Source organism: Promicromonospora sp. NPDC023987, from assembly GCF_040639055.1.
GTDB lineage: Bacteria > Actinomycetota > Actinomycetes > Actinomycetales > Cellulomonadaceae > Promicromonospora.
Map to the genome: position 1 here is coordinate 135,565 of NZ_JBEZZF010000003.1, position 14,056 is coordinate 149,620.

Annotated in this window: 9 protein-coding genes; 4 read left to right on the forward strand and 5 right to left on the reverse strand. The window is 70.3% G+C overall.

Annotation, left to right across the window (positions count from 1 at the left end; all coding sequences use genetic code 11):
• Positions 1-42 precede the first annotated feature (42 nt).
• Complete coding sequence (locus AB0F40_RS03000) at positions 43-3,966, reverse strand: carboxypeptidase regulatory-like domain-containing protein (protein ID WP_357463949.1); 3,924 nt, start codon at positions 3,964-3,966, stop codon at positions 43-45.
• A 584-nt stretch (positions 3,967-4,550) separates the two neighbouring features.
• On the opposite strand from AB0F40_RS03000, the gene AB0F40_RS03005 reads away from it, so the two are divergent.
• On the forward strand, positions 4,551-5,504 hold the full coding sequence (locus tag AB0F40_RS03005; protein WP_357463952.1) for a winged helix-turn-helix domain-containing protein: 954 nt from the start codon (positions 4,551-4,553) through the stop codon (positions 5,502-5,504).
• A gap of 31 nt (positions 5,505-5,535) precedes the next feature.
• On the opposite strand, the gene AB0F40_RS03010 is transcribed toward AB0F40_RS03005, so the two are convergent.
• On the reverse strand, positions 5,536-6,879 hold the full coding sequence (locus AB0F40_RS03010; RefSeq protein WP_357463955.1) for an MATE family efflux transporter: 1,344 nt from the start codon (positions 6,877-6,879) through the stop codon (positions 5,536-5,538).
• Positions 6,880-7,249: 370 nt separating this feature from the next.
• Here AB0F40_RS03010 and dnaB point away from each other — a divergent pair, with 370 nt between their 5' ends.
• The 3 genes from dnaB (at position 7,250) to AB0F40_RS03025 (ending at position 11,240) form a co-directional block, all read left to right on the forward strand.
• On the forward strand, positions 7,250-9,040 hold the full coding sequence (gene dnaB, locus AB0F40_RS03015) for a replicative DNA helicase (protein WP_357463958.1): 1,791 nt from the start codon (positions 7,250-7,252) through the stop codon (positions 9,038-9,040).
• Between the two features lie 98 nt (positions 9,041-9,138).
• Entirely contained in the window at positions 9,139-10,332 is a 1,194-nt protein-coding gene (locus AB0F40_RS03020; protein ID WP_357463961.1) for an AI-2E family transporter, read from the forward strand.
• 5 nt (positions 10,333-10,337) lie between these two features.
• Complete coding sequence (locus AB0F40_RS03025) at positions 10,338-11,240, forward strand: fructosamine kinase family protein (RefSeq protein ID WP_357463963.1); 903 nt, start codon at positions 10,338-10,340, stop codon at positions 11,238-11,240.
• On the opposite strand, the gene AB0F40_RS03030 is transcribed toward AB0F40_RS03025, so the two are convergent.
• From AB0F40_RS03030 to AB0F40_RS03040, 3 genes are all read right to left on the reverse strand, one after another.
• Positions 11,204-12,019: a DUF1206 domain-containing protein gene (locus tag AB0F40_RS03030; protein ID WP_357463965.1), complete on the reverse strand. Its 816-nt coding sequence runs from the start codon at positions 12,017-12,019 to the stop codon at positions 11,204-11,206. The genes AB0F40_RS03025 and AB0F40_RS03030 overlap by 37 nt on opposite strands.
• A gap of 118 nt (positions 12,020-12,137) precedes the next feature.
• Positions 12,138-13,187 carry an RDD family protein gene (locus AB0F40_RS03035; RefSeq protein ID WP_357463968.1) on the reverse strand — a complete coding sequence of 350 codons (1,050 nt, stop codon included), beginning with the start codon at positions 13,185-13,187 and terminating at the stop codon, positions 12,138-12,140.
• On the reverse strand, positions 13,184-13,942 hold the full coding sequence (locus tag AB0F40_RS03040) for an IclR family transcriptional regulator (RefSeq protein WP_357463971.1): 759 nt from the start codon (positions 13,940-13,942) through the stop codon (positions 13,184-13,186). The genes AB0F40_RS03035 and AB0F40_RS03040 overlap by 4 nt, the downstream gene beginning before the upstream one ends.
• Between the last annotated feature and the right edge of the window lie 114 nt (positions 13,943-14,056).

Sequence of the window (14,056 nt, forward strand, 5' to 3'; positions counted from 1 at the left end):
CTCACGCCGTTCGAACCAGCGAACGGTGAAGGGCCCGAGGGACTACTTGATCGGGTCCAGCTCGAAGTCGGTCACGACGGTGGTACGCGGCGCCACCTTCGCTGAACCGACCTCCGGGACGTACCCGTTCGCCGTGGCGATGATCTGAGCCGTGCGCTCCGACCGGTCGAACCAGTACTCGTAGGTGCCGTCCGCCGCAGTGACCAGGGTGACCGCCGAGTACTTCGCGTTCACCTGGACCACCGCGTCACCGAGGGATACGACCCCGTCCGGGGTGAAGCCCGACACGGTGCCGGCGAGCTTGCCCCAGCTGCGCGGCGGGTTGACGGTCAGGCTGACATCGACGGCGGGGGCGTCGTACGGCGTGTCCGCGCCGGCCACCAGCGAACCGGTGAAGGTGCCCGGCTGGGCCACCACACCGCTCATGGCCGCCGTGATCGTCTTCGACTGGCCTGGCTCGAGCGTGAACTCTGTCGGGTCCATGGTCAGCCACTCCATGCTGCCGCCGGCGGTGTCACCGGAGACGTTCATGACGATGTGCATGTCGGGCCAGCCGATCGAGTCCGTCGTCGCGGGCTCCGGGATCGCGCAGTCCGTGGCGGAGAGGTACGACGGCGCGGTCTGACCCGCGGCGTTGGACCCGATGTAGAAGACTCCACCGCTCGACTGCTGGTTGGGCGAGACGACCTCGACCACGAGCGTGGCGCCAGCGGGCACCTCACCCGTCACGGGGACCGAGATCATCGTCAGGGTCGACGCCGGGATGCTGACCTCGGCCGTCCCGATCTGCGTCAGGTTGGCGAAGGTCAGCTCGCCGTCCAGCGTGTGGAGGTTGACGGTCAGGGTCTGCGCGGTGGCCTTCTCGACGCCGAAGGACACCTCCGAGACGTCGAAGTCGCCGTCGATGCCGAAGTCGCTCAGCGTGAACGTCCGGAAGAAGTGGTTCTCCGTGGTTCCCGCCAGGCTGCCGCACGACGCCGAGTTGAGCTCCGCGATCTCCTGCGAGGCCGAGTGGGTGATGTTCGTGGCGTCCGGCCGGACCGGGATGGACTCCGGCGTCACGGTCTTGCCCGTGGTGCCCTCGCCTGCGGCCTGGAGGCGCGAGTCCGAGCTGCCGAACGAACCCCCGAGCTTGGCCGACGGCTTCGTGGACTCGGCCACCGTGGCCTTGCCCTCGGGGTGCTGGATGACGGCGGCGTCTTCCATGCCCAGCATCTCGAACCCACCGCCGGTCCCCGTCATCTCGACGTCGGCCGGCGCGGTGCCCTCGTTCGTCACGGTGAACCGCTTGGACGTGGAGCTGCCCAGCGGCAGGGTGGTGTCGATCGACTCGGTGCTGACCGCGAGCATGCCCGCAGCGAGCGCAGCGTCGAACGTGCTGGTGTCCTCGGGAGCGAGGGTCACCTCTCCGGACTCGGTCTCGTAGTCGGGGGCCGTGACGTCGACCGTGTACTCGCCGGGCAGGGCGATGGCCGTGTAGGTGCCGTCCTCCTTCGATGTGGCGGTGCGGGTGACGCCGTCGGCCACCGCGGTCACCGTCGCACCCTCGACGGGCTCACCGGTGTTGCGGTCGGTGACCGTGCCGTCGAGGTACGAGAGCACGGGCGCCGTGTAGGTGACCGTGAGCCCCTCGGTGACCACAGGGGTGTTGGTCGAGTACTGGAGGCCGACGGTGCCGGACTCGTTCTCGATGCCGATCGTCGCGGAGCTGCCCTTGGCCGTCTCGGTGGCGGTGACCGCGCCGTAGCCGAACAGCACGGTGCCGTCCGCGACGAGCGTGACCGAGAAGTTCAGGCGGTCGGTCGACGGCGAGTACTTGCGCACGTTGCGCCACTCGACGACGAACGCGTCCTCACCGTCGACCGTGGTGGTCCCGGTGTACAGGCCCGACTCGGCGTCGAGACGCAGGTCGTCCCAGAAGGGGTACAGGGCGGCGTTGGGCACCGCGCTGCTCGGGATCGTCCCGTTCGAGTAGGCCGTGCTGCCGGCCAGGAAGTTCAGGTGGCCGTTGGACGTGACGAACGCTGAGTCGTAGCCGACGCCGTAGAAGGGGAAGGCGAACGGGAGGTCGAGCGACGTCTGCACGTCGTCGCCCGTGAGGTCGACCAGGGTGTCGCCCTGGAGGTAGTCACCGGTCGACGTGGCGCAGGAGTAGCCGAAGTCGTCGGTGACCGCGGTGATCTCGACCGGCACGTCCTCCGCGCCGTCGACCACGACGTCGCTCTCGTACGACGACGCGCAGCCGCCCATGGTCACGCTGAGCGGGTAGGTGCCCTCGGGGACGTCGGCGAAGGCGAAGGTGCCGTCCGCGCCGGTGGTGACGTCCTCGAAGTGGCTGCCGAGGCTGACCGGGGCTCCTGCGACCGGGTCGCCCGACCCCGCGTAGGTCACGGTGCCCGTCACGGCGTGCGACGGGGCGGCCTCGAGCGTGATCGGTACGTCGACGGTGCCGTCCTCCGTGACGGTGGCGGCGGCCGGCTCTGAGGCCAGGTAGCCGAAGGCGGACGCGGAGACCGCGTAGTCACCGGTGGCGACGCGCGCGGAGAAGGTGCCGTCCTCGGCGGTGCTGACGGTGCGGTCCCGCTCGCCGTCGACGGTGACGTCCGCCCCGGCGATCGGGGTGCCGTCGGCGTCGGTCACGGTGCCCGCGACGTAGCCGGTGGCGCCGATCGGGGCGGCGTCGATGAGGGCTGCGGCGTCGAGCTTGCCCTCGCCCCAGACGTTGTTGTTCTCGGCGGTGCCACCGCAGGAGGTGTCGTCCGCGTCGACGGCGGTCTCGTCGAGCAGCGCCTGCGTGCCCTCGATGTCACCGACGAGCGCCGGTGCGGCGCCCCAGAGCAGCGCGATGGCGCCCGCGAGGTGCGGGGCCGCCATGGACGTACCGTCCAAGGCCGAGTAGCCGTCACCGGGGACGGACGAGCGCACGTTCACGCCGGGCGCCGCGATGTTGGGCTTGACCATGCCGTCCTGGCCCGGGCCACGCGACGAGAAGTCGGCGATGGCGCCGGACACGCCGAACGCGCCCACCGAGTAGGAGCCGGTGTTGGCGCCGGGGGACGACGTCGTCTGGCACGACGGTCCCGCGTTGCCCGCCGACCACGTACCGAAGATGCCCGAGGCCTCCCAGGCCGCCGTGGTCTCGGTGTACCAGTCGTCGATGGAGCCCGCCGCCCTGGCGCCCCACGAGTTGTTCACGACGTGCGGGCGCATCGAAGGGTCAGCTTCCGTGCCGTCGGTGCGCGTCGGGGCGAGGATCCACTGGCCGGACTCGAGCAGGTCCACGTCGGAGCAGGTGTCACAGCCGTTCGTGGCTATCCACTCCGCGCCGGGGGCGACACCGATCTGGTTGCCCGCACCGTCGTCGCCGACCATCGTGCCGATGGTGTGCGTGCCGTGCCCGTTGTTGTCGAACGGCAGCTCGGCCGAGCCGGAGGTGTCCTGCCAGTTGTAGTCGTTGACCACCGTGCCGTCGGCCTGCATGCCGCGGTAGTGGTCGGCCAGCGCCGGGTGGTCATACTGCACGCCGGTGTCGATGTTCGACACCGTGATGCCCTCACCCGTGTAGCCCATGTCCCAGACCTCGGGGGCGTTGATCGCGTCCAGCCCCCATTCGACGGCCTGCGTCCCCTTGTCACTGACCGGGGTGCGCTTGACCGGCTCGACCAGGTTCAGCTTGACCGTCTCGCTGATCCGCTGGACCTCGCTGCTCTTGGCGAGCTTGTCCGCGAGGGCGAGCGTGCCGTCCTCGACGAGGATCCGGTTGCTGATCCAGTAGCTCTCGTAGTCGGCGTCGACTGCCTTGAGCTCCTTGATGAGGCTCGCCTGGGACGCCTTGGCGGTGCTGGTCAGCGCGTCGTAGACGTACTGACCGCGCTCGTCCCAGCTGCTGATGCCGCGGGCGTCCGTCAGGTCGGCCTCGTCGGCCAGCTCGACCCAGAAGTCGGAGGTCTTGCGCTCGGTCAGCATCTCTCTGGCGAAGTCGGTGAACTTGTCTTCGGGGTCGGCCGCGACGGCCTTCGTTGTTGTCGCTGCCGTTGTCGGGGACGTTCCTGCGAACGCCGCCGGGGCGACGCTCAGCGCTGATGTCGCAACAAGCGCGAGAACCGCTGTAGCGGTTGCCGAGCGTTGTGCGAGAGCAGTTCGACGGTGCATGAACCCTCCATTACCCGGCGCACCCGCGACACCGGATGCGCTTGGACGGACCACGGTTGTGGACCAGCCCTAACCGTCGTTTGCGTACTTCCACCCGACAAGGTCGATTTGCGGTCAGGCAAGGGTCACTTCTCGGTCAACACGCGGCCGGACAACCGGCAAATGCAGATGTCAATAGTTCGCCTTCTTTTTCACCCGCACGGCAAGGAGAATTCACCCTCTACAGCGCAGAGGTGGCGTAAAGATGCCAACTGGGCGGGAATGTGTCATTTCCGGCACACAACGAGAAGGTAACCAAAAATTGACCTCGACGGTACGACCCGGGGGCAGGCTGGCACGCGTTGCCCGGGTCTGACCCGGCACGCACCTGAACGGCCGACCCATGGAGGGTGACGCACGTGACGATCGACCCCGCACCAGGTTCCGCCCCCGGCCTCGTCGTCTGCGTAGGCCTCCCTTCGGACCAGATCATCGAGATCGCTCACCTCCTCCGTGGCCGGGCAACGGTGCTCGCCACCCCCGACGCGGAGGGCGCGCGTGCCGTCCTCGACAACCAGGCCGCGCCCCGACCGGGCGGCACCGCCGTCTGGCGCGGCCTCGGCGCTCCGGCCGAGCGGTACGACAACCCCGGCCCGGGCGACGACCATGCCTACGGCCGGCACCTGCCCGAGCGCCCCGTCGACCGCTCTCCTGAGCCCGACAACCTCACCGAGGCCCCCGCGGCAGCGGCCTCCGCAGGGCCTCGGTCGACGGCACTGTCGTCGATCGCACGCCCTCGATCGTCCGGCCTCCCCGACGCCGGAGCGGGCGGTCGCAGCGGACGGTTCCGGCCGCCGTCGGGCAGCGTGCTGGCGCAGCCCGTGGTGCGCTCGACCGTCTCCACGCCGCCACGGCCGGCGCCCGGGGCGGCCGGTGCCGCGGCTCCGGGCCGCGGCGCCGGCCTGAGGAGCGGTCTCCGCGCCGTCCGTGCCGACACCGGCGCGGTACCTGCTGTCACGGGCGCGGTACCTGCTGTCACGGGGCCGGTCCCGATGATCGCCCCACCCACACAGGAACCGCTCGTGGCCGGGCCGCTGCTCGTGGACCTGGCCGGCCGGGAGGTCACGGCCCTGGGCCGGCGCGTCTATCTGTCGGCGCGGGAGTTCGACCTGCTCGCGACGCTCGCCCTGGAGGCGGGGCGGGTGTGGTCGTTCGCCGAGCTCACGGCACGGGTGTGGCAGCTGCCCTACCTCGGCGACTCCGACCCGGTGACGTCGGCGATCAAGCGCCTGCGCAAACGGCTGGCGCCTGTCCGCGAGGTGGAGGTCGCTTCCGTGCGCGGCGTGGGCTACCGGCTCAAGGTACGGATCTAGGCCTTGTGCGGGCCGGCCCCGGGACGGTACGTCACGCTCCCGTGACGAGCCAGTGGTCACCCCGCGCGCGCCAACCTGTCGTCACGGCGCGGGCGGCCATGAACACGCCCGCGAAGGCGAGCCAGAGCCAGGCCAGCCCCCACGCGCCGTCGGGCGACCAGCGGGAGACGGCGAAGGCGAACGGAAGGTAGACCACCAGCGTCGCCATGCCGGCCCAGGCGAGGTAGCGGCCGTCGCCCGCACCGATCAGGACGCCGTCCAGCACGAAGACCCAGCCCGCCATCGGCATCAGCACGCCGCACACCGCTATACCGAGGGCAATGGCGACACGCACGTCGGGGTCGGACGAGAAGACCGGTGCGATCCACCAGCCGGTCGCCGCCAGCACCGCGCCGATCACGGCGCCCGCCCCGATCCCCCACCGCAGGCAGCGGCGCAGCACCAGGCGGACGTGGCCGACGTCGCCGGCGCCGAGCCCGTGTCCCACCAGTGCCTGCGCCGCGATGGCGAGGGCGTCGAGCGCGAACGCCGCGAGACCCCACAGCGAGCTCACCACCTGGTGGCCGGCGAGAGCGACGGTACCGAGGTCCGTCGCGACGACCACGGTGAGCAGGATCGCTCCGCGCAGGCTCAGGGTCCGGATCACCAGCGGCACACCCGCGCGAGCACCCGACAGGATGCCCGCCCGATGTGGACGCAAGCTCGCGCCGCGGGCGCGGGCTCCGCGCACCACGATCACGCCGAGCACGACCGCCATGAGGAGCTGGGTGACGGCGGTCCCCAGGCCGGAACCCGCGATGCCCATCCCCGCCCCGTACACGAGCGCGAAGTTCAGCCCGATGTTCAGCAGCGCACCGGAGGCCGCGACGACCAGCGGCGTGCGCGTGTCGCGCAGCCCGCGGAGCACACCGGTCGCGGCCTGGACGACGAGCATCCCGGCGAGCCCGGGTGCTGACCACCGCAGGTACGTCACCGCGTGCTGCGCGACCTCGCCGTCGGCACCCAGTGCGGCAACGGTCAGCGGGGCGGCGAGCAGCAGGGTGACGACCAGGGCAGCCCCGATCCCGAGCGCGAGCCAGATCCCGTCGATGCCCGACTGCAGCGCCTCCCGCTCCTTGCCGGCGCCCGTGAGCCGGGCCACCGACGCCGTGGTCGTGTACGCCAGGAAGATGCACAGCCCGACGAGCGTGAGCAGCACGTTGCTCGCGAGCGACAGGCCGGCGAGCTGGGCGGTGCCGAGGTGGCCCACCACCGCACTGTCCACGAGCACGAAGACCGGTTCGGCGATGAGCGCCCCGAGCGCGGGGACCGCGAGCGCGAGGATCTCCCGGTCGATCGACCGCCGAAACGCCGGCGTGTGGCGAGGCTCGCCCAACTTTCTTTCCTCCACAGGCTGGGGGTGACGTCGTTGCAGGTCAGCGGGGATGGTGATGTTTTACACAGGGGTTATCCACAGCTGGGGACAGGGTTGTCCACCCACTGTGCACAGGCCTGGGCCACCTTTCCACATGGATGTGCACAGGCCCGTCCACAGGCCTCGTTGCGCTCGGCTCCGCAGGGGCCTAGCGTCAGCGGAGCCTCCTCGGCGATCCAGCTCGCGGGACCTGTCGCACACGGCACAAAGGCGTGTCGTGGCCGAAGTCCCGAGAGTGTCAGCGGCGAGGAGTAGAACAGATGTAGGACGTCGATCGAGCGCACGCGCAGCGTGCGCCGAGGCGTCATGAGATGAGGAAGGTAGGGGTGCGATGTCGATCGAAGAGCTCGAGTCGAGCTATTCCGGCCGGAGCCCCGGCCTCGACCGCACGCCGCCACAGGACGTCGCCGCCGAGATGAGCGTGCTGGGCGGCATGCTGCTGTCCAAGGACGCGATCGCCGACGTGATCGAGCAGATCCGCGGCAACGACTTCTACCGGCCGGCGCACGAGGCCATCTACGACGCGATCATCGACCTCTACGGCCGGGGCGAGCCCGCCGACGCCATCACCGTGCTCGCCGAGCTGCAGCGCCGCGGCGAGCACGCCCGCGTCGGCGGCGCCCCGTACCTGCACGACCTCATGGCGGGAGTGCCCACCGCCGCGAACGCCGGCTACTACGCCCGGATCGTGCGCGAGCGCGCCATCATGCGCCGCCTCGTGGAGGCGGGCACCCGCATCGTCCAGATGGGCTACGCCACCGACGGCGGCGAGGTCGACGACGTCGTCAACAACGCGCAGGCCGAGGTCTACGCGGTGACCGAACGCCGGGCGTCGGAGGACTACCTGCCGCTGGCCGACATCATCGGGCCGACGTTCGACGAGATCGACGCCGCGCAGGGCCGTGGTGAGGGGCTCACCGGGGTACCGACCGGGTACTCGGACTTCGACCGCCTGACGAACGGCCTGCACGGCGGCCAGATGATCGTCGTGGCGGCCCGACCTGCTGTGGGCAAGGCGTTGGCGCTCGACACTCCGCTTCCGACGCCCGCCGGGTGGACCACCATGGGCGAGGTCGCGGTCGGCGACCTGATCATGGCTGCGGACGGCACCCCCACGCGCGTCGTCGCGGCCACCGAGGTCATGCAGGGGCGCCCCACCTACGAGGTGGAGTTCGACGACGGAACCGTGATCGTGGCTGATGCCCAGCACCAGTGGGCCGTCGGCGCGGCGGTCGACGCTCAGATCCTGACAACCGAGGAGATCGCCGGAAAGCTCAGCGGCGGCGCCGACCTGTCGATCGGGCCAGGGCACGCTGGCGCGCGCCAGGTCTTCGGGTTCGCCTCCGTTCGAGCGATCGAGTCGGTGCCCGTGCGTTGCGTCGAGGTCGAGCACCCGTCGCACCTATACCTGGCGAGCCGGTCGATGGTTCCGACCCACAACTCGGTGCTGGGTATCAACGTCGCTGCCCATGCAGCGATTCATCACAACCAGGCGGCCGTCATCTTCTCCCTGGAGATGAGCCGCAACGAGATCGTCATGCGAATGCTTGCCGCCGAGGCCCGCGTGCCGCTCACCAAGATGCGCAGCGGCAACATGGACGACGGCGACTGGCAGAAGCTCGCCGCGACCATGGGCAAGGTCTCCGACGCGCCACTGTTCGTCGACGACTCGCCGAACATGTCGCTGATGGAGATCCGTGCCAAGTGCCGGCGGCTGAAGCAGAAGCACGACCTCAAGCTGGTTGTCATCGACTACCTCCAGCTGATGTCGTCCGGCAAGCGCGTCGAGTCGCGTCAGCAGGAGGTCTCCGAGTTCTCGCGTTCGCTCAAGCTCCTCGCGAAGGAGCTCGAGGTGCCCGTGATCGCGATCTCGCAGCTGAACCGTGGCGCTGAGCAGCGCAGCGATAAGAAACCTCAGATGTCGGATTTGCGTGAAAGTGGGTCAATTGAGCAAGATGCCGACGTTGTGATCCTGCTGCACCGCGAGGACGCCTACGAGAAGGAGTCGCCGCGCGCCGGTGAGGCGGACTTCATCGTGGCCAAGCACCGTAACGGCCCCACCGACGTGATCACCGTGGCCTTCCAGGGCCACTACCAGCGGTTCGTCGACATGCAGGTGTGACGGCCGCCTTCCGTTGAGATCACCGCGCGACCCGGGCCCGACCGCAATAGCGTCGGAATGTCCGGCGCCCGCCGGGCCCAGCTCAAGGAGGACAGTCGATGGGACTCTTCGGCCGCCGCAGACAGCCCCCCGCCCGCCAGATCGGCGAGGCCCTCGAGGTGCGGCCGCAGACCGAGCACGGGACATCCGCCGGGCACGAGCCGCCCGCCGATCACGGAGCGTCCCGGCTGTGGTCCGACGGCTTCGGCCGCGTCGGTACCCGGTCGCTACAGATCCTCGCGGTCATCGCGGTCGTCGCCGTCTTCGGGTTCGTGGGTACCCGCCTGACCCTCGTCGTGGTCCCGGTCCTCATCGCGCTCGTGCTGGCGGCGGCGATCTCCCCGCTGGTCTCGTTCCTGCGGGACCGTGGTCTGCCGTCGCTGCTCGCGACGTGGATCGCGCTCCTGGCGCTGATCGCACTGCTGTCAGCGATCGTGTGGCTCGTCGTGCTGGCCGTCGTGGATCAGTGGGACGAGCTGCGGACCCAGGCGCTCGATGGCTTCGACTCACTTCAGACCTATATCCAGCACCTGCCCTTCGACACGGAGGAGCAGATCGCGTCGGTGCGCGAGTCCGCCATGGGCCTGCTGCAGTCCGACGCCGTGGGCTCCGGAGCCATCGCGGGCGTCTCCCAGACCGCTGACTTCATCGCCGGCTTCTTCATCATGATCGTCGTCCTGTTCTTCTTCCTGAAGGACGGCCCGGCGATGTGGGAGTTCCTGCTGCGTCCCTTCGAGGGGCACCGGTACGAGCGGGGGCAGCGCGTCGGCGCCGCGACCATCCGTACGCTCGGCGGCTACGTGCGGGGAACCGCGATCGTGGCGATCGTCGACGCGGTCGGCATCGGGATCGGTCTCGCGATCGTGGGGGTGCCGCTCGTCATCCCGCTGTCCGTGCTCGTCTTCCTGCTCGCCTTCATCCCGCTGGTCGGCGCCACCCTGGCCGGCATCCTCGCTGCCCTGGTCACGCTCGTCGCCGTCGGCCCGGTCGAGGCGCTCATCGTCGTCGGGATCGTCGTCGTCGTGAACCAGCTCGAGGGCGACTTCCTCCAGCCGATCGTCATGGGCCGGACGCTACGCCTGCACCCGCTCGTCATCCTGTTCGCCCTGACCGCGGGAACGGTGCTCGTCGGCATCACCGGCGCCGTGCTCGCCGTGCCCGTCGCGGCTTCGATCTGGCGCGCGATCCAGGTGTGGGACGGACCCGACCTGCCGGCGCGGTTCGCCCGCAAGAAGCGCGCCGAGACGGTCTGACGTCGATGCTGCTCAAGCGGCTGCACGCCGCAGGGTTCACCGACGTGGTCTCGGTCGAGCCTGCGACGGGCGGCCTCGCCGCGACGGCGGGGTTCGCGCGCCGCGCTGACGGTACGTCGGTCTTCGTCAAGGCGTTCGCCGAGCCGCCGTCGGACGATGCCTTCGTGGCGGAGGCGGAAGGGCTCGCCACGTTGCGCACGCTCGGCGGCGTCGTGACCCCCGAGGTACTCGCCGCGACCCGCGACCTGCTCGTGCTCACGGTCCTCCGCCCCCGGTCCACCTCCGAGGCCTTCTGGGAGCAGCTCGCACACGCGCTCGCCCGCCTGCACACGAGCACCACCCACTCCCGGTTCGGCTGGCACCGTGACAACTGGCTGGGCCGCCGTCGGCAGGTCAACACCTGGGAGGACGACGGGTTCGAGTTCTTCGCCAGGCACCGGCTGCTGCGGTGGCTCGACGAGCCCCGCGTCCAGGCGACGCTCGACGCAGCGGACCGTTCAGCACTCGAGCGGCTGTGCGCTGTTCTTCCGGAGGTGCTCCCCGAGCGGCCCGCCTGCCTGACGCACGGTGACCTGTGGACACAGAACGTCCTGGCCGCACCCGACGGGCAGCCCGCACTCATCGACCCGGCGATCTCGTACATGTGGGCCGAGGTCGATCTGGCACACCTGTGGACTACCTCGCCGCCGCGCGAGGCGGAGGGCTTCTTCCACCTCTACGCCGAGCTGACCTCCCTCGGTCCCGACTGGCGGGAGCGCATGCCGATCCTCCAGCTGCGCCAGCACCTGGCCGTCATCGCGCAGTTCGAGGACGACTGGGGCGCAGCGGATCAGGTCCGTGCCACCCTCGCTCCGTTCCGGCGGCGGCCGACTCAGAGCCGCGCGAACCGAGCGCGCGCGAAGGAGTAGCCGCCGAAGGCGGCGATCCCCAGCCCGATCACGAGGAGCAGCGCCATGCCGAACGGCTGGTCACGCATGGTGCGCAGCGCCTCGTCGAGCCCGCCGGCCTGCGCCGGGTCTGTCGTCACCGCGGCAGCCACGACCAGCCCGCCGACGACGCCGAGCGCGATCCCCTTGGCGACGTAACCCGCCTGCCCGAGCCGCACCACCACCGGGCGGACGGAGCTGCCGCCCGTCCCTGTCAGGTCATGCAGGAACTTCTTCCGCGCCCCCTTGACGACGTGGTAGGCGCCGACAGCAACGATGATCAGGCCCGCGACGCCCACCAGCCAGATACCACCCGGCATCCTCAGCACACCGGCGGTCATGCTCTCCTCGCTGCTGCCTGACCCACCGGTACCCTGCGCGTTCCGGACGCCGGTCGCCGCCAGCACTCCGTAGAGCACGCTCTTGGCGATGCTCTTGGCCCGGGCCGCCGCCTGGTGCTTCGTGTTCGGCACTCCGACGAAGGCAGTTGCGAGCTGCCACACCGCGAGCGCGGCGAACCCGACGGCGACCGCCCAGAGGACGATGTCGCCGCCCGGCATCTGGGCGAGCATGCGGAAGGCACCGGACCCGTCGGCCTGGCCGGCGGGCCGGCCCAAGGCGAGCTGGACCGCCAGCCAGCCGACCAGGAGGTGCAGCACTCCCGAGGCGACGTAGCCCCCGCGAGCCAGGCTGCGCACCGCATCACTGTTCTGGGCCCGCCGGACGGCATCGGGGGCATCCGGAAAGGATTTCTCGGACACGTTGGCACCTCCGTCAGGCCGCGTGGATCGCGACGGAGTACACATTCGCGTATTTCAGCGCATTCCGCACCCCTGGGTCGGGCCGGCCGCCGACGGGGCGGTGCGCGACGCGGCGTCGTCAGCCCGTGGGCTGGTTCCCGCCCGCGTAGCTCATCGTGCCCCCGCACGCCGCCACGGTCTCGCCGTCTGCGATCAACCGTACGTCGAGCATCAGGTCCGTCCCGAGACGCTCCGCGACCTCGTCGGATTCAGTCATCTCGACCTCCGCGCCGTGACTGTCCCCGTCGGGCGAGATGCTTCGCGTGTGCGTGGCGTTGTCGTCATCCACCGGGTCGGCGACCCCGCCCGTGCCGATGTTCCAGGACCGGGAGACCACAGGACCGCCGCTCTCCGAGCGCGACCAGGCGTCGAGCTCGACCCGGTAGTCGACGTTGCGCACCGACGGATCGCTCGTCCAGGAGAGCGTCGCGCCAGGGAGCGCCGTCCGGGTCTCCCGGACCGTCCACAGCCGGCGGTCCCGCGTGAACTCCACGGACCCACCGAGCGAGACGTCCCCGGTCGTCAGGAGAGGCCCGTGGCGCTCCTGCCGGCACGAGATCACGTCGTCCACCGGCAAGGAGCCGGCGCTGCCGATCGGCACACACCCGTACCCGAGCCCGAGGACGCAGAGGGCCAGCGCCGTCGAGTACGCCATGATCCGGGGGCGCCGGGAGAGCTCAGGGAGCGCTCGCACCACGATGGTGTGCGCGATCCCGTCGGCAAAGGTCTGCCGTTGCTGGTGCCAGAGCGGACGCAGGTATCCGATCAGCAGGATCGCGTCGAGGACGTGCAGGACCCACCGAGCCCCCGTTCTCCACAGCCCGGCCGACTCTGTTCGCCCGGCCGGGTCGTCCCGGACCACGCGGATACCCACCACCAGCTTGCCGGGGGTCCACCCGGTCGTGGCCTGCAGCACCAGCAGGATCACCAGCGCGCCGATCGGCACCAAGATCTTCCAGTCGGTGAGCGATCCCTGCTCACTGTGCGCGTCGAGCCATAGCCCTGGCGTGAGCGTGGGCTGAGCGATCCCCGCCCCCAGGGCCAGCCACGTGACCCCGGCCAGGATCGCGTTGTCGAGCATCGCCGCGATGACGCGTTCTCCCCACGTCGCGTACGCGGGTGTGGTCACCGGGCCGGTCCCGACGTGGGCGGCCACTGAGCGGCGCCCAGCTCGCGGGAGATGTTGCGGGCGGTCTCGCGAAGATCGTTGAGCATCGTCGGGGCCGGGGGAAACTCGGTGGTCGGCATGACCACGGCTACGGCCGCGACGACCGCACCGGAATGGTCGACCACCGGCGCCGCGGCGGAGGACTCCCCCAGGATCGCCTCGTTCTTCTCCGTCGCAAGGGCCTCGTCGACGACCTTCTCGAGGTCGGCACGAAACACTCCTGGATCGGTGATGGTGTCGCCGGTCAGGCTGCGCAGGCTGAGCGACGCTGCCTGCTCGTGCGGCTGGTAGGCGAGCAGGACCTTCCCCATGGCCGAGGCGTGCGCGGGGATCGCCAGGCCGGTCTCGGGCATCTGCTCGCTCCCGTCGGGCCGGCTGTCATGGTGAATGATGACGACCTCGTCCAGCAGCCGTACCCCCAGGCGCACCGCCAGGCCGGTGCGCCGCGCGAGCTCATGGGTCCACCGCATCCCGCGGGCGCGCACGTCCAGGGTGTCCAGGTAGACGTTGCTCAGCTTCAGCAACGCGGGCCCGAGCATGTACCTGTTGCCTCCGGGCTCCTTGGCGACCAGACCGTGCTGCTGGAGCGACTTGACGATGCCGTGCACCGTCGACGGCGGCAGGGAGAGCGCGGTCGACAGCTCGGAGATCCCCAGTCGGCGCGCCCCCTGCAACGACGACAGGACCTTGGCGGCGCGGTCGATGGCCTGAATCACGGGTCTGTCCCTCCTCGGATTCCACCTCTGCGTGAGGAGCCCTGTGGGCCAACCGTACACAGGACCCTTGACACCCTCCCGCGACAGCGGAGAGGCTTCGGCATCACCGAATGA

Bases quoted from the DNA above. Each gene is read 5' to 3' on its own strand.
- AB0F40_RS03000 (WP_357463949.1), bottom strand. From the start codon at position 3,966: ATGCTGACCGAGCGCAAGACCTCCGACTTCTGGGTCGAGCTGGCCGAC.
- dnaB (WP_357463958.1), top strand. From the start codon at position 7,250: ATGTCGATCGAAGAGCTCGAGTCGAGCTATTCCGGCCGGAGCCCCGGC.
- AB0F40_RS03020 (WP_357463961.1), top strand. From the start codon at position 9,139: ATGGGACTCTTCGGCCGCCGCAGACAGCCCCCCGCCCGCCAGATCGGC.
- AB0F40_RS03025 (WP_357463963.1), top strand. From the start codon at position 10,338: ATGCTGCTCAAGCGGCTGCACGCCGCAGGGTTCACCGACGTGGTCTCG.